This is a genomic window from Ruegeria sp. I1 (genome assembly GCF_056532675.1).
The window spans coordinates 253,232-276,104 of record NZ_JBQFNM010000005.1; the positions used below are offsets into that span (position 1 = coordinate 253,232).

The 22,873-nt window shown below is 58.4% G+C and carries 19 protein-coding genes and 1 tRNA gene; 13 read left to right on the forward strand and 7 right to left on the reverse strand.

Annotation, left to right across the window (positions count from 1 at the left end; translation table 11 throughout):
• Positions 1–24: 24 nt before the first annotated feature.
• Positions 25–3,645, reverse strand: a complete 3,621-nt coding sequence (locus tag ACR0DH_RS11855; RefSeq protein WP_480549087.1) for a vitamin B12-dependent ribonucleotide reductase — start codon at positions 3,643–3,645, stop codon at positions 25–27.
• A 520-nt stretch (positions 3,646–4,165) separates the two neighbouring features.
• On the opposite strand from ACR0DH_RS11855, the gene ACR0DH_RS11860 reads away from it, so the two are divergent.
• Complete coding sequence (locus ACR0DH_RS11860) at positions 4,166–4,600, forward strand: hypothetical protein (RefSeq protein ID WP_480549085.1); 435 nt, start codon at positions 4,166–4,168, stop codon at positions 4,598–4,600.
• A gap of 229 nt (positions 4,601–4,829) precedes the next feature.
• Here ACR0DH_RS11860 and ACR0DH_RS11865 read toward each other — a convergent pair.
• The 4 genes from ACR0DH_RS11865 to pdxH form a co-directional block, all read right to left on the reverse strand.
• Positions 4,830–4,906, reverse strand: a tRNA-Pro gene (locus tag ACR0DH_RS11865).
• A 43-nt stretch (positions 4,907–4,949) separates the two neighbouring features.
• Positions 4,950–5,414 (reverse strand): DUF192 domain-containing protein, encoded by a 465-nt coding sequence (locus tag ACR0DH_RS11870; protein ID WP_480852813.1) that lies wholly within the window; start codon positions 5,412–5,414, stop codon positions 4,950–4,952.
• Between the two features lie 10 nt (positions 5,415–5,424).
• Positions 5,425–5,931: a cold-shock protein gene (locus ACR0DH_RS11875; protein WP_480549447.1), complete on the reverse strand. Its 507-nt coding sequence runs from the start codon at positions 5,929–5,931 to the stop codon at positions 5,425–5,427.
• Positions 5,932–6,073: 142 nt separating this feature from the next.
• Positions 6,074–6,679 (reverse strand): pyridoxamine 5'-phosphate oxidase, encoded by a 606-nt coding sequence (gene pdxH / locus ACR0DH_RS11880; RefSeq protein WP_480549083.1) that lies wholly within the window; start codon positions 6,677–6,679, stop codon positions 6,074–6,076.
• Positions 6,680–6,814: 135 nt separating this feature from the next.
• Here pdxH and fabI point away from each other — a divergent pair, with 135 nt between their 5' ends.
• The 5 genes from fabI to trpE all read left to right on the forward strand — a co-directional run bounded on the left by fabI (position 6,815) and on the right by trpE (position 12,835).
• The gene (fabI, locus tag ACR0DH_RS11885) at positions 6,815–7,621 is read left to right on the forward strand and encodes an enoyl-ACP reductase FabI (protein ID WP_480549081.1); all 807 of its coding nucleotides are present in this window, start codon (positions 6,815–6,817) and stop codon (positions 7,619–7,621) included.
• 4 nt (positions 7,622–7,625) lie between these two features.
• A complete protein-coding gene (gene gpt, locus ACR0DH_RS11890) occupies positions 7,626–8,135 on the forward strand; it encodes a xanthine phosphoribosyltransferase (protein ID WP_480549079.1) in 510 nt (169 codons plus the stop codon).
• Positions 8,136–8,216: 81 nt separating this feature from the next.
• Entirely contained in the window at positions 8,217–9,392 is a 1,176-nt protein-coding gene (locus tag ACR0DH_RS11895) for an aminotransferase (protein ID WP_480549077.1), read from the forward strand.
• Between the two features lie 80 nt (positions 9,393–9,472).
• Complete coding sequence (locus ACR0DH_RS11900) at positions 9,473–11,314, forward strand: peptidyl-prolyl cis-trans isomerase (protein WP_480549075.1); 1,842 nt, start codon at positions 9,473–9,475, stop codon at positions 11,312–11,314.
• 9 nt (positions 11,315–11,323) lie between these two features.
• Complete coding sequence (trpE, locus tag ACR0DH_RS11905; protein WP_480549073.1) at positions 11,324–12,835, forward strand: anthranilate synthase component I; 1,512 nt, start codon at positions 11,324–11,326, stop codon at positions 12,833–12,835.
• Between the two features lie 44 nt (positions 12,836–12,879).
• Here the strand turns inward: trpE and ACR0DH_RS11910 are convergent, their stop codons facing one another.
• Entirely contained in the window at positions 12,880–14,289 is a 1,410-nt protein-coding gene (locus ACR0DH_RS11910) for a divergent polysaccharide deacetylase family protein (RefSeq protein ID WP_480549071.1), read from the reverse strand.
• Positions 14,290–14,485: 196 nt separating this feature from the next.
• On the opposite strand from ACR0DH_RS11910, the gene ACR0DH_RS11915 reads away from it, so the two are divergent.
• The 6 genes from ACR0DH_RS11915 (at position 14,486) to lexA (ending at position 19,311) form a co-directional block, all read left to right on the forward strand.
• On the forward strand, positions 14,486–15,067 hold the full coding sequence (locus ACR0DH_RS11915; RefSeq protein ID WP_480541274.1) for an anthranilate synthase component II: 582 nt from the start codon (positions 14,486–14,488) through the stop codon (positions 15,065–15,067).
• Positions 15,064–16,083, forward strand: coding sequence for an anthranilate phosphoribosyltransferase (trpD, locus tag ACR0DH_RS11920; RefSeq protein WP_480549069.1), 1,020 nt, complete (start codon positions 15,064–15,066; stop codon positions 16,081–16,083). Before ACR0DH_RS11915 ends, trpD begins: the two co-directional genes overlap by 4 nt.
• The gene (gene trpC / locus ACR0DH_RS11925; RefSeq protein WP_480549067.1) at positions 16,080–16,892 is read left to right on the forward strand and encodes an indole-3-glycerol phosphate synthase TrpC; all 813 of its coding nucleotides are present in this window, start codon (positions 16,080–16,082) and stop codon (positions 16,890–16,892) included. Before trpD ends, trpC begins: the two co-directional genes overlap by 4 nt.
• On the forward strand, positions 16,892–17,365 hold the full coding sequence (gene moaC / locus ACR0DH_RS11930) for a cyclic pyranopterin monophosphate synthase MoaC (RefSeq protein WP_480549065.1): 474 nt from the start codon (positions 16,892–16,894) through the stop codon (positions 17,363–17,365). The genes trpC and moaC overlap by 1 nt, the downstream gene beginning before the upstream one ends.
• Complete coding sequence (locus ACR0DH_RS11935; RefSeq protein ID WP_480549063.1) at positions 17,362–18,534, forward strand: molybdopterin molybdotransferase MoeA; 1,173 nt, start codon at positions 17,362–17,364, stop codon at positions 18,532–18,534. Before moaC ends, ACR0DH_RS11935 begins: the two co-directional genes overlap by 4 nt.
• Positions 18,535–18,612: 78 nt before the next feature.
• Positions 18,613–19,311, forward strand: a complete 699-nt coding sequence (gene lexA, locus ACR0DH_RS11940; protein WP_170532872.1) for a transcriptional repressor LexA — start codon at positions 18,613–18,615, stop codon at positions 19,309–19,311.
• Here the strand turns inward: lexA and ACR0DH_RS11945 are convergent.
• Positions 19,305–21,356, reverse strand: coding sequence for a ComEC/Rec2 family competence protein (locus tag ACR0DH_RS11945; protein ID WP_480549061.1), 2,052 nt, complete (start codon positions 21,354–21,356; stop codon positions 19,305–19,307). The genes lexA and ACR0DH_RS11945 overlap by 7 nt on opposite strands.
• Before the next feature lie 78 nt (positions 21,357–21,434).
• Between ACR0DH_RS11945 and gltX the strand changes: the two genes are divergently transcribed.
• Positions 21,435–22,835 carry a glutamate--tRNA ligase gene (gltX, locus tag ACR0DH_RS11950; protein ID WP_480549059.1) on the forward strand — a complete coding sequence of 467 codons (1,401 nt, stop codon included), beginning with the start codon at positions 21,435–21,437 and terminating at the stop codon, positions 22,833–22,835.
• The last annotated feature ends 38 nt before the right edge of the window (positions 22,836–22,873 follow it).

The following is a 22,873-nucleotide window of genomic DNA, read 5'->3' on the forward strand; positions in this document are numbered from 1 at the left end:
CCCCGGGGTGCCGGGGCGCTGAACTCAGCTACACCCGCTTGTCGCGCCGCAGGTGTTGCATTTCATGCAGGTACCGTTGCGCACCAGCGTGTAGTTTCCGCATTCGCCGCACGGGTCGCCCTCGTAGCCCTGCATCTTGGCTTTGGTACGAGCGTCCATGGTGGTTGCGACGGCAGTTTCTGCGGCCGGAGCTTCAAATGCAGCGGCTGTTTCTGCCATGCCGTTCAAATCAGCCTGACCCGCGTTGAACACCGCCAGATCTTGCGGCAGGCGCTTGCGCAGATAGCCGGTCGAGCTGATTTGCTTCAACACTTCCAAAGACTTGGACGCCGCACTGTCGCTGATTTCTGAAACGTTCGAGACGTTTTCGTCCTCGCCACGACCCAGATCATCGAAGGTTGCGCCTTCAGGTTTCACATGGGCCAGATCGGTGCGGTCCAAATAAGACACGGCCAATTCGCGGAAAATGTAGTCCAGAATCGACGTCGCGTTCTTGATCGAGTCGTTGCCCTGCACCATCCCCGCCGGTTCGAATTTGGTGAAGGTGAAGGCATCGACAAACTCTTCCAGCGGCACGCCATACTGCAGGCCGACCGAGACCGCGATGGCGAAGTTGTTCATCATTGCCCGGAAGCCAGCGCCTTCCTTGTGCATGTCGATGAAGATCTCACCCAGCTTGCCGTCTTCGAACTCACCGGTGCGCAGGTAAACCTTGTGGCCGCCCACGATCGCCTTCTGGGTATAGCCCTTGCGGCGATGGGGCAGTTTCTCGCGATGACTGCGGATCATTTCCTTGACCACAACCTTCTCAATCACCTTCTCGGCCAGAACGACAGCTTTTTCCTGCGTCGAACCGCTTTCCAAAACTTCTGCCGCTTCGTCGTCGTCCTCGACCAGCGCCGCCGCCAGAGGCTGCGACAGTTTCGAGCCGTCACGATAAAGCGCGTTAGCCTTCACACCCAGCGACCAGCTGAGTTCATAGGCCTTCTGGCAATCCTCGATGGTCGCGTCATTGGGCATGTTGATCGTCTTGCTGATCGCGCCCGAGATAAAGCTTTGCGCTGCCGCCATCATGGTGATGTGGCTATCAACCCCTAGGAAACGCTTACCTTTCTTGCCGCACGGGTTGGCGCAGTCGAAGATCGAATAGTGCTCTTCCTTCAGATGGGGTGCGCCTTCCAGCGTCATGGTTCCGCAGACGTGATCGTTCGCTGCGTCGATATCCGCTTTGGTAAAGCCAAGATGGCGCAGCAGGTCGAAAGTAGGATCGTTCAGCTTGGTCGCCGGGATGCCCAAAACGCCGGTGCAGAAATCCTCGCCCAGTGTCCACTGGTTGAAGACGAACCGGATGTCGAAGGCGCTTTCCAGCGCAGCGTCCACTTTGGCCAACTCATTCGGTCCAAAGCCATGACCGGTCAGCGAGGTGTGGTTGATCCCCGGCGCGTTACCGATGGTTCCGTGACCGACGGCGTAGCCCACGATCTCTTCGATCTGAGACGAGGAATAGCCCAGCTTTTCCAGCGCCGACGGCACCGAGCGGTTGATGATCTTGAAGTACCCGCCACCGGCCAGCTTCTTGAATTTGACCAGCGCAAAGTCCGGCTCGATCCCCGTGGTATCACAGTCCATCACCAGACCGATGGTGCCGGTTGGTGCGATTACAGTGGCCTGCGCATTGCGGTAGCCGTTTTTCTCGCCAAGGCTCAACGCCTCATCCCAAGCCGACATCGCCAGATCGACCAGACGCTTATCAGGGCAGTTTCCGTGGTCCAGCGGCACCGGCTTCACGGCCAGCTTCTCATAGCCCTCGGTAACCCCCTGCGATGCGCGGCGGTGGTTGCGGATGACGCGCAGCATGTGGTCGGCGTTGCGCTCATAGCCTTTGAAGGCGCCCAGTTCGCCAGCAATCTCGGCCGAGGTCGCATAGGCCACACCGGTCATGATTGCAGTCAGCGCGCCACAGATCGCCCGACCCTCGTCCGAGTCATAGCTGTAGCCCATGTTCATCAGCAGGCCGCCGATATTGGCGTAACCCAGACCCAGCGTGCGGAAGTCATACGACAGCTGCGCGATTTCCTTCGACGGGAACTGCGCCATGGTCACCGAGATTTCCAGTGTCAGGGTCCACAGACGCGAGGCGTGCATGTAATCCGCCGCCTGGAACTCACCATCCTTGAGGAAGGTCAACAGGTTCATCGACGCAAGGTTACAGGCCGTATCGTCCAGGAACATATATTCCGAGCACGGGTTCGACCCACGGATCGCGCCATCTTCGGGGCATGTGTGCCATTCGTTGACCGTGTCATGGAACTGGATGCCCGGATCGGCGCAGGCCCAAGCGGCGTGGCCGACCTTCTCCCACAAATCGCGCGCCTTGACGGTCTTGGCGACCTTGCCGTCGGTGCGGTTGATCAATTCCCAATCGGCGTCTTTCTCAACAGCGGTCAGGAACGCATTGGTCACGCGGATGGAGTTGTTCGAATTCTGGCCCGAAACCGAGCTATAGGCTTCCGAATCCCAGTCCGTGTCATAGGTCGGGAATTCGATGCTGTCGTGTCCCTGCTTGGCATAATCCAGCACGCGCTTGATATAAGTCTCAGGGATCGCGACCTTTTTCGCTTCACGAACCGCTTTCTTCAGGCTGTCATTCTTGTTGGGGTCATACGCATCATCCTGCGCACCGTCCCAGCTGCGGATGGCCTCGAAAATGCCGTTCAGCATCTTCTCGTGCATCTTCGATCCGGCAACGATAGAGGCCACTTTCTGCTCTTCGATCACCTTCCATTCGATGAATTTCTCGATGTCAGGATGATCTGCATCGACGATTACCATCTTTGCGGCCCGACGGGTTGTTCCGCCTGATTTGATCGCACCTGCGGCGCGGTCGCCGATCTTGAGGAAGCCCATCAGGCCCGAAGACTTGCCGCCACCTGACAGCGCTTCGCCCTCAGCCCGCAGATGGCTGAAGTTGGTCCCGGTGCCTGAACCGTATTTGAACAAGCGCGCCTCGCGCACCCACAGATCCATGATGCCGCCCTCGTTCACCAGATCATCATCGACGGACTGGATGAAGCATGCATGCGGCTGCGGATGTTCGTAAGCGGATTTCGATTTGGTCAGCTTGCCGGTTTTGTAGTCGACATAGTGGTGACCCTGCGCAGGGCCGTCGATCCCGTAGGCCCAGTGCAAACCGGTGTTAAACCATTGCGGGCTGTTCGGAGCGGCGCGTTGGGTCGCCAGCATATAGCGCATCTCGTCAAAGTAGGCGCGCGCGTCTTCCTCGGTTGAGAAATAGCCGCCCTTCCAGCCCCAGTACGCCCACGCGCCGGCCAGACGATCGAACACTTGCTTGGAGGATGTCTCGCCATCGAATTCAGCGCCATCGGCCGGAACCGAACGCCACAGGAATTCGGGAACGTCTTTCTCTTTGACCTTTTTCAGCTTGCTGGGAACACCGGCCTTGCGGAAATATTTCTGCGCGATGACGTCGCTGGCCACCTGGCTCCAGCTCGACGGAACTTCGATATCATCAAGCCGAAAGACAATAGTGCCGTCGGGATTTCGAATCTCGGACGTGGCCGAAATGAAATCCAAGTCTGCGTATGCATCCTGCCCCGGTTTGGTGAACTTTCTTTCAATTTTCATTTCCGCTGCCTTCGAATTAATGACCGTCTACCCAGCTTCGGGCCTGAGAAATGCCAAGCCCCCCACCTTGCCGAACTCGACAGACGCAAAGGTCCGGACGCTGCCGCGCGCAGCGCAAAACCGCATCAGCGGTTGCACAATCAGTTGGTGTGCGTCCCGTCCCTGCCCTGCGCCTTCTCTGATTTCATACCAGATGTAGTGGCGTCATATTCGGCTCATACAATCTGGCGTATCCACCCATAGAAGGTCAACGGCCTTTTTGAGTCATTTTTGAAATCTTTTGTGTTGACCCGATCATCGCGCCGGGTCTTGCGTGGGGCGTTTCCGATTCCTCCACAGAATGATCCACGGCAAAATCCCGCCGATCCCAAACTCATCAGAATGAAATTCCTGTTTTTACCAGCATGTTTATAAGCGTTTGATGAACCAGACCACTGCTGGTTAGGCTGGAACAGAATCATCGCGAGCCTTCCAAGGGTCGAGGTGGTTAACGCGAAAATCACTAAGGGCTTACAATCAGATGCGGCTGTTTCACTTTTTATCGCCAGTGGCCCTATTCGTGGCGTGCACACCACAAGATGTGTCCGAACCATCACGCAGTGCTCAGTTCAACGACTACCCGACGCGTCTGTTCGAAACCTTCGAAACGAGCTGCACCGGCCCGGGCGACAGTTTTCGCAAGCTGCCCGACAGAAGCTTTGAATGCAGCGAATACCTGCCCCCCGAAGCAGCCGCTTTCCTGATACTAACCTATGATGGCTCGCCTCAGAACCTGCCCAAAAGCGTCATGCGATTGAACCCGAGCAAAACCGCATCTGGCTACCGCGTGGATGCCTCGCTGGTGTTCAGAGTGCCACAGAAAGCAGGATCAGTTGTTGAGGTTCCCGTCGAAAGCGAAGCGTTGGACCAAGCTCTTAGCAGGCTTTATCGCACGATGGGCGGGTTGCCGGGCTGACTATATTTTTACGGCCGCTGTGTTGCTTGCATTATTCAAACAGCTTGTTGTTGGTCCAGTCAAATCTACCTTCGTCCCGCCCCTGAATCGCTGCCTTCCAACCGACCTTTTCCACACGGGCTTTGAAGTTTGGCCCCTCGGGAGAATGGCGTGCAATACACACTATGTGCCAATCAATATCTGGTTGAGTGCACAATACAGCGTGCGCGTAATTTAACATTTTTGGAAGTGGTCGGGGCGGCAGGATTCGAACCTACGACCCCCTGTACCCAAAACAGGTGCGCTACCAGACTGCGCCACGCCCCGGACCGTGCGCCTTCCTAAACGTGCCGATCTGATTTGAAAAGCCCTAACAGGGCCAAATTGCGGGGCCTTGTGAAAAAATTTCATGGCGCATCTGGGTTCCAGCTGCGATTCCATAGCGTGTGGCCAATCCAGCATTGATTTCGAGCACCGCAAACACGGAATCGCCGCCCTCAATCGGGGTCAAATCACCCGGAATCGCGCCTTCATGCACGCTGCTGACTGCGCCGGTTTTGTCGATGAAGATCATGTCCAGTGGAATCAGGGTGTTCTTCATCCAGAACGCCACGCGCTGAGGCGGATCGAATACGAACAGCATTCCCGACCTGCTGGGTAGGGACTCTCGAAACATCAACCCACGCGAACGCTCTTGGGGTGTTATCGCCAGTTCAACGTCGAAACGTATCTGAGTCTGATCGTTCTTCAGCTCAACCCGGCCAGGACGGCACTCCGCCAACGCGCCCGCGGCCCAAAAGGCAATGATCAGGGCAGGAGCGATAAGGCGACTCATCATTGTGGGATCAATCGTCCAGTGCGGCTTCCCAGGCAAGAACCTGTGCAGCCATCCGGCCCCGTTTACCATCGATCACACGCATGGCGAGCGCTTCGCCGGGTTGCAGGTCGGCAAGGCCCGAGCGACGCAAAACTTCGATATGCAGAAACACATCCTCACCACGACCAAACACATTGGCAAAGCCAAAACCTTTGCCCTTGTCGAACCATTTCACCCGCGCGGCCTCCATCGGGGCATCTGCGATCACATCTGGATCAAGTTCGGCGAAATCGGCCAGTAGCATCGAATCTGCGCGTGCAGGCGGATCAACACTGATCACCTCGACCGCCTGAACGCCCCGGTCTGTCCGATGCGTCATAATTTCGATGCCCGCACCATCCGCGACAGAGCTTTGCCCAAAATTGCGCAAGACGTTGACATGCAACAGAATATCCGGACCGCCTTCGTCAGACACAACGAACCCGTACCCTTTCGCAGGGTCGAACCATTTTACGTGTCCACGTACGCGATACATGTTGTTCAGATCGTCCGGCACTGTATTCCTTACGCGCATTTATTAGGATCGTTAAGGTTTGTCTGTTTATGGGAATGGCCCGCAAATTCAAGCTGAAAAAACTCATTGTTTTCTGAGCGTTGCATTTCACGTAACGCGAAGATCATGGATTCAGCCTTTCCACTTGCCAGACTGAATCGGACCGATCCCTCGTCCACCTAAAGCGATCATGCAGGCGAAAGGCCCCATCTGCCCAGAATTCAATTTCAGTCGGCGCGATTCTGTACCCTCCCCAAAATGGCGGTCGCGCAGGGTTCGGCCCATGTTTCGCAGTTACCTTTGCAACCTCGGCCATCAACGCAGCGCGACTGCTCAGCGGCTGAGACTGCCGCGAAGCCCAGGCCCCCAATCGACTTTTAAGCGATCTGGATGCATAATACTCATCCGCTTTCGGACCCGTTTCGCGCGTTATTATACCACGAACTCGAATTTGACGCCGCAAAGATTTCCAGTGCATCACAAATGCCGCTTTGCCCGCACCATCCAGTTCTGACGCTTTGGTGCTTTCGTAGTTCGTGTAGAAAACGAAGCTGTCCGGTTCGATCTCTTTCAAAAGAACCATACGAACATTGGGCATACCATCCTGGTCGACAGTCGCCAACGCGATTGCGTTCGGATCGTTGACTTCACTCTCTTCAGCCTCACCCAACCACCGAGCCGCTATTTCAAACGGATCGGAGCCAGCAAAGATGCCATCGCGCTCGTTCATTTCCATCCCCTGGAAAGTACTGAGAATGAACCTAAGGCGATAACCCGCTACGGGCAAGAGTGGATGGCCTTGATGCAGCGCTAACGATGGCATAAACCAACGCAATACAATGCGAAGACAGGCGGAGAACCAAACATGGCAAATCAGTTGATGGCCGGCAAACGCGGCCTCATCATGGGACTGGCCAATGACAAATCAATCGCATGGGGAATCGCGCGCGCTTTATCCGATGCCGGGGCCGATCTGGCTTTTTCTTATCAAGGCGACGCTCTTAAGAAACGGGTCGACCCATTGGCAGCGCAACTTGGCAGCGAAATCGTCCTGCCGTGCGACGTCAGCGACGAGACGTCAATCGACGCATTGTTCACCGCGCTTGAAACAAAATGGGGCAAGCTGGATTTTATCGTTCACGCCATCGGGTTCTCGGACAAGAACGAACTACGCGGTCGTTATGTAGACACCAGCCGCGCGAATTTCAATTTGACGATGGATGTGTCCGTCTTTTCCTTCACAGCCGTCATGCAGCGCGCGGAAAAGATGATGGGCGAAGGTGGCAGCGCAGTGACCCTGACTTACTACGGCGCCGAGCAGGTCATGCCGCATTATAATGTCATGGGCGTTGCCAAAGCCGCGCTGGAAGCATCGGTCAAGTATTTGGCCGAGGACCTGGGCAAGGATGGCATACGCGTGAACTCGATCTCGGCAGGGCCGATCAAAACGCTCGCCGCCAGTGGCATCGGGGACTTCCGTTATATCATGAAATGGAACGAGTATAACTCACCCCTGCGTCGCAACGTAACCATCGACGATGTCGGCAACTCGGCATTGTACTTGCTGTCTGATCTCAGCAGTGGCGTCACCGGTGAGAATCTGCATGTGGACTCGGGCTATCACATTGTCGGCATGAAAGCCGTCGATGCGCCTGACGTTGAAAAGGGCTAAGATCATGAGCGCCAAGGATCGCCTGCCCCACGAAAAAGGCTTTCATATCAGCTGGGATCAGATTCACCGCGATTCCCGCGCTCTGGCCTGGCGGCTGGATGGGCAAGGCCCCGATGATGGATCCTGGCGCGCGGTTGTCGCGATCACCCGTGGCGGCATGGCCCCGGCCATGATCGTCAGCCGTGAGCTGGACATCCGCACTGTCGATACGATCAGCGTACGCTCCTACCACCATCAGGAACAGGGCGAGGCCGAGGTGCTCAAGGCCCCAGATGCCCAGTTGATGAGCGATGGCGAAGGCGTTCTAATCATCGACGATCTGGTCGACAGCGGCAAAACCCTGGATCTGGTGCGCAGGATGTTTCCAAAGGCGCATTTCGCGACGGTCTATGCCAAACCCAAGGGCCGCCCGATGGTCGACACGTTTATTACCGAGGTCAGCCAGGACACCTGGATCTTCTTTCCCTGGGATATGGCCTTGCAATATGTCGAACCTTATCGCGGCACGGACTAACTTCTTCTGTTCAAAAATACCTCGGAGCGCGAGGCAGAGCCTCGCACAAGCCCTGCTGGCACTGTCCAAGGACAAAACCCAATGACTCAAACCCGCACCAGCGTCACCTTTCCGCCCCCGGTGATGGAGGCGCGTCGCTGGCTGGACGGGGTTGCATTTTCAGATGACCAGCCGCTGATCAATGTTAGTCAGGCGGCTCCCGTCGATCCACCACCGCTGGCCATGCGTCAGGCCATGGCCGAGTTTGCAGTAGAGCAAGATAGCGCCCATCTCTATGGGCCCGTCTTGGGTAACAGTGATTTACGCGCGGAGCTGGCCAACCAGATCAGCACCCACTACGCGGCTGAGGTCGCCGAGAACCAGGTTGCCATCACCTCGGGGTGCAATCAGGCGTTTTCGGCCGTCATCTCGGCGATCACGGATCAGGGGGATGAGGTCGTCCTACCTACCCCATGGTACTTCAATCACAAAATGTGGCTGGACATGGCAGGCGTGCACTCTGTCGACTTGCCAACCGGCGCTGATCTTTTGCCTGATCCCGAACAGGCGCGTGCGCTGATCACCGACAAAACCCGCGCTATTTCCTTGGTCACGCCCAACAATCCCGGCGGGGTCGAATACCCGGCGGACCTGCTTCGCGCCTTCTACGATCTGGCGCGCGAGGCTGGCATCTACCTGCTGGTCGACGAAACCTACCGCGATTTTGACAGCCGCAGCGGACCGCCGCATGCGCTGTTTCAACAACCGGGCTGGGATCAGACGCTTGTGCATCTCTATTCTTTCTCGAAAGCCTACCGCCTGACCGGTCATCGCGTCGGAGCGATTGCGTCCAGCACCATCCTGCTGGCCGAGATCGAAAAATTTCTGGATACGGTTGCCATTTGCCCCGGTCAGATCGGTCAATTCGCGGCCCTGTGGGGCATGCAGAACCTCGGCCAATGGTTGGCCGGGGAACGAGATGAGATCCTCGACCGGCGCGCCGCCATCACGGATGAGATGCCAAGGCTGACTGCCACGGGCTGGCGGTTGTTGGGCCTCGGCGCATATTTCGCCTATCTCGAACACCCGTTCGATATCGCCTCGGATGAACTTGCCCGCCGCCTCGTTCCCGAAGCCGGTATTCTCCTGCTGCCCGGTACGATGTTCATGCCCGCAGGCGATCCTGCCGGTCAGCGCCAGGTGCGCATCGCTTTTGCCAATCTGGATCGAGCTGGGATTGGCCAATTGTTCGACCGCTTGCAGGCAGTTTCCTTCTAAGCTTGCCCCCCGGCGGTGCCCGTCGTATTCAGGGCGGCGACCAACAGGGCAGAGACCTGCCAAAACACCAAGAGGGCATCATGGCTGCAGGCAAGAACAGTCTTTCGAAAACCTTTGTCTGGATATTGATGGGCCTTTTGTTCGTCGGTCTTGCCGGCTTTGGCGCCACCAATCTCAGCGGCACCATCCGCACCGTTGCACAGGTGGGTGAAGAAAGCGTCTCGGTCGATGCCTATGTACGCGAGTTGCAACGCGAGATCCGTGCTGTTGAGGCCCAGACCGGACAATCTCTGCAAATGTCTCAGGCCCGAGAGCTGGGTTTGGAACAGCGCGCCTTGTCCCGCCTGACCGCCCTCGCCGCGTTGGACAACGAAGTCAGCCAGTTGGGCATTTCGATTGGCGACGAAAACCTGCAGGAAGAGATCGTTGCGATCCCAGCCTTTCAGGGCGTTGATGGAAGTTTTGACCGCGAAGCCTATCGGTTCCAACTGGATCAACTGGGTATCTCGGATACCGAATTCGAATCGGATCTGCGCAAGGAATCTTCGCGCACGATCCTGCAGGCAGCTGTGACCAGCGGTGTAGTCATGCCCGATACGCTGACACAAACGCTGGTCGATTATCTGGGCGCACGGCGCAGCTTTACCATCGCGACCCTTGGGGTTGAGGCGCTGACGACGCCGGTTGCGGATCCAACCGATGAACAGGTTCAGGCGTTTTATGATGAAAACACCGATTTGTTCACCCTGCCCCGCACCAAACGACTGACCTATGCGATCCTTTCGCCCGAGATGTTGATCGATACGGTCGAGGTCGACGAAGATACACTGCGCCGACTCTACGACCAGCGCGCGGCTGAATACCAACAACCCGAACGCCGGTTGGTCGAACGGCTGAACTTCCCCAGTGAAGAGGCGGCAAATGACGCAATGGCACAGCTTGAGGTCGGGGGCACCACATTCGAACAACTGGTGCGCGACCGCGAGCTTGAGTTGAGCGATATCGATCTGGGCGATGTCACCCGCGACGATCTGGGCGACGCTGCCGATGCCGTATTCGCGGCAGAACTGGATCAGGTTGTCGGACCTCTGCCTTCGGTCTTTGGCCCGGCTTTGTTCCGGATAAACGGCTCACTGGCCGCCAACAACGTTCCTTTTGAAGAGGCTGAACCAAGCTTGCGCGAAGAACAGGCTTCTGAGCGCGCGCGCCGCCTGATCGAAGCCCAATCTGAGGATATCAACGACCTACTGGCCGGTGGTGCCACACTGGAAGAGTTGGCTGCTGAAACCGAGATGGTGCTGGATCAGATCGACTGGACCCGCGACAGCAGCGAACAGGTTGCAGCTTATGACGGGTTCCGCATGGCCGCCGAAGCAGTGCAGGACGGTGACTTCCCCGAGATCGCGTTCCTTGAGGATGGGTCGATCTTCGCTCTGCGTTTGGAAGAAGACCTGCCCCCGCGCCCCGAACCCTTGAACAGCGCGCGCGACCGCGTCGCTGCGGCCTGGATCGCGGCCGAGACAAATACGGCTCTTCAGGATCAGGCTGCCTCGGTCCTGCTGGACCTGGCCACCGATGGAGACTTCACCGCAACCGGCCTGCCCTTCCGCGTGGAAAACGCCCTGACGCGCACAGCATTTCTTGACGATGTGCCCCCCAGCTTCATGGCAGACGTCTTCGAGATGGAGCCCGGTGAACTGCGCGTGGTCAGCGGCAATGGTGCCGCCTTGATCGTACGTCTGGACGAGATCCTGCCACCGGATGAAACTGACGAGTTGCGACAGCTGCAAGAGGCCCTCAGCGCTCAACTGGATCAGGCCCTGGCGCAGAACATCTTTGACGCCTATGTCCGCGACGCACAGACCCGCGCACGCCCTGTGGTCGATCAGCAAGCCCTGAACGCCGTGCAGGCGAGTTACTAAGAGACCATCATGGCACTGACACCCGATTTCGAAACATTCGCCCGCGCCTATGAGGCGGGTGAAAATCAGGTCGTTTACACGCGCCTTGCTGCTGATCTGGACACGCCGGTGTCATTGATGCTGAAGCTGACCGGTGCGCAAAAAGATGCCTTTATGCTGGAATCCGTCACGGGCGGAGAGGTGCGCGGGCGCTATTCGATCGTTGGCATGAAGCCTGATCTGATCTGGCGCTGCCGGGGGGAAGCGTCCGAGTTGAACCGGTCCGCCCGGTTCGATCCCGAGGCGTTTGACCCGCAAACCGGCAACCCAATGGACAATCTACGCGCCCTTCTGTCCGAAAGCCGGATCGCCCTGCCCGATGATCTGCCGCAGGCGGCTGCCGGGCTTTTTGGTTATCTGGGCTACGACATGGTGCGTCTGGTCGAATATTTGCCGGATGTGAATCCTGATCCGTTGGGCCTGCCCGATGCGATCATGCTGCGCCCTTCTGTCGTGGCGGTTTTGGATGGCGTCAAAGGCGAAGTTACAGTGGTCTCTCCTGCATGGTCTAGCGACGGGCAATCGGCCAAAGCAGCCTATGCGCAGGCCGCCGAACGCGTGATGGACGCTGTCCGCGATCTGGAACGCGCCATGCCAGCGGAAACCCGCGATCTGGGTGACGCGTCCGAGGTTGCTCCGCCTGTGTCGAATTTCACCAAATCCGGCTATATGGAAGCGGTTGAAAAGGCCAAGGAATACATCCGAGCAGGCGACATCTTTCAGGTCGTTCCGGCGCAGCGCTGGACACAGGATTTCCCGCTGCCGCCGTTCACTCTCTATCGGTCTTTGCGCCGCACCAACCCTTCGCCGTTCATGTTCTACTTCAACTTCGGTGGCTTTCAGGTCGTGGGCGCCAGCCCCGAGATTCTGGTGCGCGTCTTTGGCGATGAAGTCACCATTCGTCCCATCGCTGGCACCCGCCCGCGCGGCGCGACACCTGAAGAAGACAAAGCAAACGAGTTGGATTTGCTGGCCGACAAGAAGGAATTGGCCGAACATCTGATGCTTCTGGATCTGGGTCGCAACGATACGGGCCGCGTCGCAAAGATCGGCACTGTACGCCCGACCGAAGAGTTCATCATCGAACGCTACAGCCACGTGATGCATATCGTGTCGAACGTGGTAGGTGAATTGGCCGAGGAAAAAGACGCGCTGGATGCCTTCTTTGCTGGGATGCCTGCGGGTACAGTCTCGGGCGCGCCAAAAGTCCGTGCGATGGAGATCATTGACGAGTTGGAACCCGAAAAGCGCGGCGTCTATGGCGGCGGTGTCGGCTATTTCAGCGCGGGTGGTGACATGGATATGTGTATCGCCCTGCGCACGGCTATTGTGAAAGATTACAAGCTCTATATTCAGGCAGGCGGTGGCGTGGTCTATGACAGTGACCCCGAGGCAGAGTTTATGGAAACGGTCCATAAATCAAACGCCATCCGGCGGGCAGCAGCAGATGCGGCACGGTTTACCTCAACAGGCAACAGCTAAACAGAAAAAGGGCGGCGATCCCGGATCAGCCGCCTTGTAGGCGTTTACTGAACCTCGCGCTTCATCACCGCAGAGATTGGCGCCATGGCGACCCGACTGGCGCGATCCTCAAGCCCCCAGAGCAGCAAGGCCGAGATCGTTTCAGGACGCACACGGCCCAGCATCACCACAGTGCCCTCCTGCCCGGCGCGGAAAACGGCCTGATCCAGAAAACGGCGCATGATCTTGGGGTCCTGACGGGCCCCGTCGATATCGCGGAATATAACGCTGGACGGGATGCCGTTGCGCGCGGCGATTTTCTGGACGGTATTGAGCCCGTTGTCTTGTGTGATCAACCCACGACCCGTCACACCTGCAATCTCGGCCACCTGATCGGCCAGTTTGCGATTGCCCTGAATGCCGGTTTCAACCCCTTCTAGAATTCCTACAGTTTCCGGCAGGGTTTCCAGCCAGACGGCCATCGATACTTCGGCATCCTGTGCGCTGGCAGCCTCGGGCAAATCGGCCAGCGCCATCACCTCAAACCCGGCAGCGCGGTGGCGCGCCATTTTTTCGGCGGCGTTTGGATCAGACGGGCTGACGGCAAAGCTGATCGGATAGGGAAAGTCCTGCAAGGCCTCGGCCCCAAAGGACTGTTCATCATCGATCAGGATAATGGACATCAGCGGCTTGGAGTCGGCATTTTCAAATGCGGCGGCGTAGGCTTCGATGGGTTTGCCCATAGGGATCAGCCCTGTGACATCACCTGTTTCCTCAGCCGGTGGATCGTCGCGTTCGGTCAGCGGCACTACGCGCTTGCCGACGATCGTGCTGGTGCTGGTCTCGTTCTCTCCACCAATCTGAGGCAAGGCGGCAATACGCGGCAAGGTTCGGGGCAGCGTATCTTCGTCCCCTTCCACAGCAATTGGGCTATTTTCAAACGGGTTTTCTTCTGTGCTGTCTTCGGTCGAGCCTGGAACGTCGAGGCTTGGCACTGGTTCCAAAACCGCAACTTCTTCAGCTTCAGGCGCAGCGGGTGCCTCACCAATAACCTGTGGCTGCACCTCATCCTGAGGGGTTTCAGGCGCGGCTCCGGGCAGAGGCGGCGCAACAGGCGGGTTTGTCAGCACCGCAACCTCATCCGCTGTGTCGGGATCCGGCTGTTCGGGCTGTTGCCCCGGCCCGGTGATGTTTGGCTGGGCATCTGTCTCTTGCTCAAGGCCCGACAGATCGGCCACATCCTCTTCTTGGAAATCGGCAGCTTTTGGCCCAGCGGGTTGTGCATCGACCAGATCGGCGTCCGATCCGGTCTCGGTCACACTGGCCGAAGCCTCGGATGTGGTGACATCCTCGGGCTGTGGTGCCTCGGTTGCCACAACCGGTTTTTGGGTCAACGGTGCCTGCAACGACAAAACCGCACCCAAGATCAAAACAACGACCGCACCCGCGACCATTCCTCCGACAAATCCGCCCATGTCCAACGCCTTTCGCCTGTCTACTGCTACGCCCGTTCTTACGTCATCTTTTGCAACGCTTGGCCTGATGGCGCGTACGGAACGGGTTGTCCTCTTGACGCTGCCGCCCAAGCCTGAGCATGTATGTCCCGACATTATACCGTGGCCGGGGGCTGTATCGCCAGCCTGAAATGCCCAAGCTAAGATAAGTGCCCAAATGCTGCTGCTGATCGACAACTACGATTCGTTTACTTACAACCTGGTGCATTATCTGGGCGAACTTGGGGCCGAAATGGTCATTCGCCGCAATGATGCGCTGGATGTGCAGGAAGCCATGGCGATGAATCCCGCCGGTATCCTGCTCAGCCCCGGCCCTTGCGACCCAGATCAAGCCGGTATTTGCCTGGCCCTGACCGAAGCCGCGGCCGAGACAAAAACACCACTGATGGGTGTGTGCTTGGGTCATCAGACCATCGGTCAGGTTTTCGGCGGCAAGGTCGTGCGTTGCCATGAGATCGTGCATGGCAAGATGGGCACGATGAAACACACGGGCAAAGGCGTCTTTGCGGGCCTGCCCTCACCCTTTGAGGCGACACGCTATCATTCGCTTATTGTTGAGCGTGAGAGCCTGCCCAATTGCCTTGAGATCACAGCAGAACTGGAAGACGGTACAATCATGGGGCTGCAACACAAGGAACTGCCCATTCATGGCGTGCAGTTCCACCCGGAATCTATCGCCTCCGAGCATGGCCATGCCCTGCTCAAGAACTTCCTGCAAGAACTGAAAGTCCCCGCATGAGCGACGCATTGAAACCGCTGATCGGTGCGTCTGCCGACCGGCCCCTGACCCGCGCCGAGGCGGAACAGGCCTTTGGCATTCTGTTCGATGGCGAGGCCACGCCCAGCCAGATCGGTGGGCTGCTGATGGCCATGCGCACACGTGGCGAAACCGTGGACGAATACGCCGCCGCCGCCGCTGTGATGCGCGCCAAGTGTAACGCGGTCACCGCCCCGGCGGGCGCGATGGATATTGTGGGTACTGGAGGGGATGGCAAGGGAACACTGAATATCTCGACTGCGACGGCCTTTGTCGTGGCGGGGACCGGTGTCACCGTGGCCAAGCATGGCAACCGGAACCTCAGTTCGAAATCCGGCGCGGCAGATGCGCTGGGTCAGATGGGCATCAACGTGATGGTCGGCCCGCAAGTGGTTGAAAAAGCGCTGAATGAGGTGGGAATCTGTTTCATGATGGCCCCTATGCATCACCCTGCCATCGCTCATGTTATGCCGTCTCGACAAGAACTGGGAACGCGCACGATCTTCAATATTCTCGGCCCGCTGACCAATCCGGCGGGCGTCAAACGGCAACTAACGGGCGCCTTCTCTCGCGACTTGATCCGGCCGATGGCTGAAACACTGGGCTTGCTGGGATCTGATCGTGCGTGGTTGGTCCATGGCTCGGACGGGACGGATGAGTTGACGATCACCGGTGTCAGCTGGGTCGCTGCCCTGGAAGACAACACCATAAAAGAGGTTGAACTGCACCCCGAAGACGCAGGCCTGCCCGTACATCCATTCGAAGAGATCGTTGGCGGCACCCCGGAAGAAAACGCTGCTGCCTTCGGCGCATTACTGGATGGTACGCCGTCGGCCTATCGTGATGCCGTTCTACTGAACTCCGCCGCTGCTTTGGTCGTGGCTGAGGCCGCGAGTGATTTGCGCGAAGGCGTTGAAAAGGCAGCTGAAAGCATCGACAGTGGCAAAGCCAAAGAAAAGATCACCGCCCTTGCGCGGATCACACAGGAAGCTGCATGACCGAGACTGTTCTGGACAAAATCAAAGCCTATAAGCTGGAAGAGATCGAAGCGAACAAGGTACAAAAATCGCTGGCTGAGCTGGAAAGCGAAGCACGAGATGCGCCTGAGGTGCGTGGCTTTGCCGAGGCGCTGCACAACGCCTCGCGCACCGGCTACGGTTTGATTGCCGAGGTCAAAAAGGCCAGCCCCTCCAAAGGTTTGATCCGCCCGGATTTTGATCCGCCCGTTCTGGCTAAAGCCTATGAAGACGGCGGCGCAGCCTGTTTGTCGGTTCTGACCGACACACCAAGTTTTCAGGGTGCCAAAGAATATCTGACTGCTGCGCGCGCTGCTACCATTTTACCCGCTTTGCGCAAGGATTTCATGTACGATCCCTATCAGGTCATCGAAGCCCGCGCCTTGGGGGCTGACTGTATCCTGATTATCATGGCCTCGGTCGAAGATTCGCAGGCCGCCGAGTTGGAACAAACCGCGTTTGACTGGGATATGGACGTTCTGATCGAAGTTCACGACGAAGCCGAGCTTGTTCGCGCGACGCAGCTGAAAAGCCCCCTGATCGGGATAAACAACCGCAATCTCAAGACCTTCGAGACCACTCTTGATACCACCCGGCGCCTGTCAAAACTGGTGCCAGGAGATCGGACGATTGTCTGCGAAAGCGGTCTGGGCGCGCCGGAAGATCTGGCCGATATCGCTCGCTACGGTGCACGGTGTTTCCTGATCGGCGAGAGCCTTATGCGGCAGGATGACGTCAGTGCGGCAACCCGCCAAATCCTGTCGAACCCGCTGATCCCAGGGGTGATGTGATGCCGCTTACGCATTTTGATGCCGAAGGTCAGGCGCATATGGTCGATGTCTCGGACAAGGATGTCACTGACCGTATTGCGGTGGCTGCCGGGTACATCAAGATGGCGGCAGAAACCTTTGATTTAATTTCAGAAGGCCGCGCCAAGAAAGGCGATGTTCTAGGCGTTGCGCGTCTTGCGGGGATCATGGGGGCCAAGAAAACGCCCGACCTGATCCCACTGTGCCATCCGCTACCCGTGACCAAGGTTGCAGTTGAACTGACGCTGGACCCTGGTCTACCGGGTGTCCAAATCGAAGCCACGGTCAAAACCTCGGGCCAGACCGGCGTCGAGATGGAAGCGCTGACCGCTGTCTCAACCGCCGCGCTCACCGTCTATGACATGACCAAAGCCGTGGACAAGGCAATGGAGATCGGCGGCATTCGCGTTCTTCTCAAAGATGGCGGCAAATCAGGACGTTACGAAGCGCAATGATCACGGTCGAAGACGCCCGCACGCTGCTGTTTGATCTGGTCGCCCCGCTTCCTTCCGAACCTGTGCCGCTTGCCCAATCGGCCGGTCGCGTCCTGGCCGAAAACGTTGTCGCAACCCGCGATCAGCCGCCCTTTGCGGCCTCATCGATGGACGGCTATGCGGTCAAGGCGGCTGAGGTCGAGCGTCACGCGATGTTCAAGGTTGTGGGCGAGGCTGCCGCGGGCAACCGGTTCGATGGCGACGTCGGGCCCGGACAAGCCGTCCGGATCTTTACCGGAGCACCCGTGCCGGAAGGGGCTGACTTCATTGTCATACAGGAAGATGTGGACCGTCGCGGCGACCTGATCACGATAACCGACACGCCCGGCCCCAAAACGAATATCCGCCCCGCTGGGGTGGACTTTGCCAAAGGCACCACAATCGCCGCCCCGCGCCTGATCCGGCCCGAGGATGTGGCGCTTATGGCTGCCATGAACATCCCCCAGGTCGCGGTTGCGCGGAAACCGCAGATCGCCCTGATCTCGACCGGGGATGAATTGGTGATGCCGGGTGAGACCCCGGGCCCCGATCAGATCATCGCGTCTAACACTTTCGGCCTGCAAGCGCTGCTTGAAGGGGTCGGCGCCCATGTCCGCGTTCTGCCCATCGCACGGGACACGGTCTCTTCGCTGGAAACCGCGTTTGGACTGGCGGAAAAGGCCGATCTGGTGGTCACGATCGGCGGTGCTTCGGTCGGGGATTATGATCTGGTTTCCGAGGTATCCGAGGCGCAGGGGATGGAGCGGTCCTTCTACAAAATCCGGATGCGCCCCGGAAAACCGCTGATGGCTGGACGGATGGGCGATGCCGCGATGGTTGGCCTGCCGGGGAACCCTGTCAGCGCAATGGTGTGCGGCTATCTGTTCCTGATTCCGATGGTACGACGGATGTTGGGGCTCGATACAGTCGTCACGCCCTTCCAGCGAGCGGTTTTGGCCGAAGCGCTGCCTGCAAATGGGCCACGTGAACACTATATGCGTGCAATTCTCGACGATAACGGCATCCGCGCCTGCGCCGACCAGGACAGTTCTCTGCTAAGTGTTTTAGCCGAAGCCAACGCTTTGATCATGCGTCCGCCCGAAGACCCGGAGCGCGCTGTTGGGGCCGAAATCCTGTATCTGCCGATATAGAACATCTTCAAATTCATTGACACAAAACGTGAACATGCGTAGAACAAAAGAAAACGCATGAGCGACGAGGTGTGAGCGATGCTGACCAAGAAGCAGTTGGATTTGCTGGAATTCATCCACAAACGCGTACAGCGGGATGGCGTTCCTCCCAGTTTCGACGAAATGAAGGCCGCGTTGGATCTGCGATCCAAATCCGGCATCCACCGATTGATCACAGCGCTGGAAGAGCGGGGCTTTATCCGCCGTCTGGCGCATCGAGCCCGTGCGATTGAGATCGTTAAGTTGCCCGAAAGCCTTGGGGGTGAACCCACGACCGGATTTACCCCAAGGGTCATCGAAGGCGACAAGCCCGAAGGCCCGCGCCCTGCAAATTTCGAACCGGTCTCGGTCGATGCGCTGGAATTGCCGGTCATGGGCCGCATCGCTGCTGGTGTACCGATCGCTGCCATCAGCCACGAATCGCACCGCGTGGCCGTGCCTGGTCCGATGGTATCCGGCCAAGGGTCGCATTACGCGTTGGAAGTGCAAGGCGACTCAATGATCGACGCTGGTATCAATGACGGAGATGTTGTCATCATCCGGGAAACGTCGACTGCCGACAATGGCGATATCGTGGTTGCACTGGTCGAGGATCAGGAGGCGACGCTGAAACGCTTCTTCCGCCGTGGCAATGCCATCGCGCTTGAAGCCGCAAACCCGGCCTATGAAACGCGCGTTCTGCCCGAAGACAAAGTTAAGGTTCAGGGGCGTCTGGTCGGACTGATCCGCAGCTACTGATTGCCTGCCTTGTCACGGTCCCCGGTAAATTTCGGGGACCAGAGCCGATGCCCTGTCAGATCGGCACTGGTGATCACATTACCATCCGAGATGGACAGGCTGCCTGTGCGGTACAGCCGATCCGGGTCAAACACCCCGCAATCGCCCTGGATGGTCAACTCTACCGCCGAGACGACAATCTGGTTCGCGTCACATTCCGTAAATCCGTGTGCAGCCCGTTTACCGGTGATGTGAACAACCTCTGTCCCCTGCACGGAGATACGCTGGATCAGATCGGCCTTGCCCGGCCAGCGCCCGGCCGCCTGCCCCTGATCCTGCCCGTCGCCGTCATTCTCCAGCCAGACGGTTGCGACAAAGCCGCTGCCTTTCTTCTTGCTCAGCGCCCGGCCCTCTTCAGTCATGACACCAACTAGGCCGCCGGATTCTGCAATCAAAACCTCGGGGCGATGATCCGAGGTCCACAGCATGAACGCCGCTGCCACGGGGCCAAGGCCCACCCAGCGCATCCGCCCCTGCCAAAGCGCCAGCCAAAGCCCACCCAGGGCAATGACAGGCAACACGAACCAAGGCGGGCTGACGACGTAGCCTTGCGCCCCATCAAGGCCCGAGACCCAATCGGCAACCAACAAAATCCAGCTCAGCCCAATCCCCATGACCTCGAGTGCGATCCAGTCCAGACCAAACGGCGCCAGCAACGCAGCAACCACGGCAGAAGGCACAACAACCGTCCCCATCACGGGCACGGACAACAGATTTGCCAAAAGCCCATAATGCGACATGGTGTTGAAATGCGCCGCCCCAATCGGGGCGGTGGCAAGACCTGCTATGGCGGAAGACAACAGCACACCCAGAATGGGCCTGAGCCATTTCGGGCCCGGTGTTGGGCCATAATCGCGCAACTTACCAAACACCGCCACCAACGCGGTCGTGGCAGCAAACGACATTTGAAAACCGGGGCCGAGCAATGTCTCAGGGCGCAAGATCAACACGATCAGCGCAGCCACCGCCACCGCCCGTAACGAAATCGCCCGGCGGTCGATCAGAATGGCCCCGAACATGACGCTGACCATGATAAACGCCCGCTCGGTCGCCACATTGCCCCCCGACAGCATCAGGTAAATAACTGCGGCCACCAGAGCGCATCCGGCCGCCAGTTTTCGCACTGGCATCCGTAACGCGAGGGTTGGGATCATCGACAATCCGATCCGGCAGGCCACGAAGACAAATCCGGTCAGCAGCCCCATATGCAGACCGGAGATCGCCAATAAATGCGCCAAGTTCGACGCCCGCAACGCATCAAGTGACGCCTGCCCCATGCCGCTGCGATCACCGGTTGTGACGGCGGCCGCGAACCCGCCGACCTCACCCGGCAGGAGACTGCGTACATGGCCCGAGATCACCATCCGGATCGCCGTGATCTGAACGCCATCCAGCGCATCCTGCGGCGGGGCGATGGTCAGGACCGGGACACGTGTGTATCCGACTGCGCCTAAGCGTAGAAACCAGGCATGGCGGCGGAAATCGAACCCTCCGGGTTCGACCGGGCCTTGCGGCGGTGACAGATGGCCGGTGGTCATGATCCGTTGCCCGGGCGCAACGGCGGCGATGCCGGAATGGATAGAAAGGCGGATGCGCTGCGGCCGCCGGTCGTCTGGCACGTCCCCTAATCGCACCTGATCCAGCGTCAATCGCAACGCATCCGAGGCAGACCGGTCTATGGCAACCACGCGCCCCTCGAGAGGGCCGTAATAGCGCCATGACAGAACCGGTTCCGCCACCATATGAGCGCGGGTGCCAGCCAACACGAAGCCAGCCACAACCAGCGCCCCCCCGATTGCCAACGATCCCCAACCCGAAGGGAGCACGCGGATCAGCCAGATCAGCCCCAAACCAAGGCCGCAAAGGCTGATATAGACCGTCCAGTCCGGCTCGAACCGAAGTCCGAAATAGAGGCCAATCCCAACCGCAAGGCACACCGGCGACCAGGGAAACAAGAACCCCGTCTGGTTCAGCAGCGCGGCCTGGGCCCGTGCAAGAACACGCATGGTTGCCCCCGTCCTTCGGGCTCGTTAGACAGTCGCCAAACTATGCCCGACACGGTTACCAAAAGGTTAATCCATACAATGTCCGATCAGGTCGTCACCCGTTTCGCCCCCTCGCCCACCGGCTTTCTGCACATCGGTGGCGCGCGCACCGCGCTGTTCAATTGGCTTTACGCGCGCGGGCGTGGCGGCAAGTTCCTGCTGCGAATCGAGGATACGGATCGCGAGCGTTCGACACCGGAAGCAACTGCCGCCATCCTGCAGGGCATGGCCTGGCTGGGGCTGGATCATGATGGCGATGTGATCTCTCAGTTCGAAGGTGCTGCACGCCACGCAGAGGTGGCGCATCAATTGCTGGCCGAAGGCAAGGCGTATAAGTGTTTCTCAACCCAGGACGAAATCGCTGCTTTTCGCGAGCAGGCCCGGGCCGAGGGCAAATCAACCCTGTTCCGCAGTCCCTGGCGCGATGCCGACCCTGCAACCCACCCGAATGCGCCCTTTGTGATCCGAATAAAGGCCCCGCAGGACGGCTCCTCGGTAATCCGCGATCAGGTGCAAGGCGATGTGACGATCCGCAATGATCAATTGGACGACATGGTCCTGCTGCGTTCTGACGGCACGCCAGTCTATATGCTGGCCGTTGTGGTGGACGATCACGATATGGGCGTTACCCATGTTATTCGCGGCGACGACCATCTGAACAATGCCGCGCGTCAGATGATGATCTACCAGGCCATGGGCTGGAAAATCCCCGTTTGGGCGCATATCCCGCTGATCCACGGGCAGGACGGCAAGAAACTGTCCAAACGCCACGGAGCGTTGGGTGCGCAGGAGTATCAGGCGATGGGTTATCCCGCTGCCGGTATGCGCAACTATCTGGCGCGTCTGGGATGGAGCCACGGGGATGACGAGTTTTTCACCGACGCGCAAGCTAAAGAGTGGTTTGATCTGGACGGCATAGGCAAAAGCCCGGCGCGTTTCGATCTGAAAAAACTGGAAAATCTGTGTGGGCAGCACATTGCGATCTCTGACGATACTGCACTGCGGCATGAGATCGAAGGGTATCTGGCCGCTGCTGCGCTGCCCGCTCTCACACAGACACAATCGGGTGATCTTGAACGGGCAATGTTTTGTTTGAAGGATCGCGCACGAACCTTCCCGGAACTCCTTGAAAAGGCATATTTTGTTCTGACTGAACGCCCTATCGTTCCAGATGAGAAGGCGGCCAAGGCACTCACAAATGTATCCGATGGTATACTGGAAGAATTGACGCCGCAGCTGCAAAATGTTAGCTGGTCGCGAAACGAGCTGGAAGAGGCGCTGAATTCCTTTGCCGAGGCACGGGAACTCAAGTTCGGCAAGCTGGCAGGTCCACTCAGGGCCATTCTGGCAGGTCGGGCCGTCACACCTTCGGTTTTTGACATGATGCTTGTGCTGGGACGCGATGAAACCCTGGCGCGGCTTTCTGAGGCAGCGACATAAACCCAATCTTCATAAACGGGTAACGCTGCTCCGCTAAC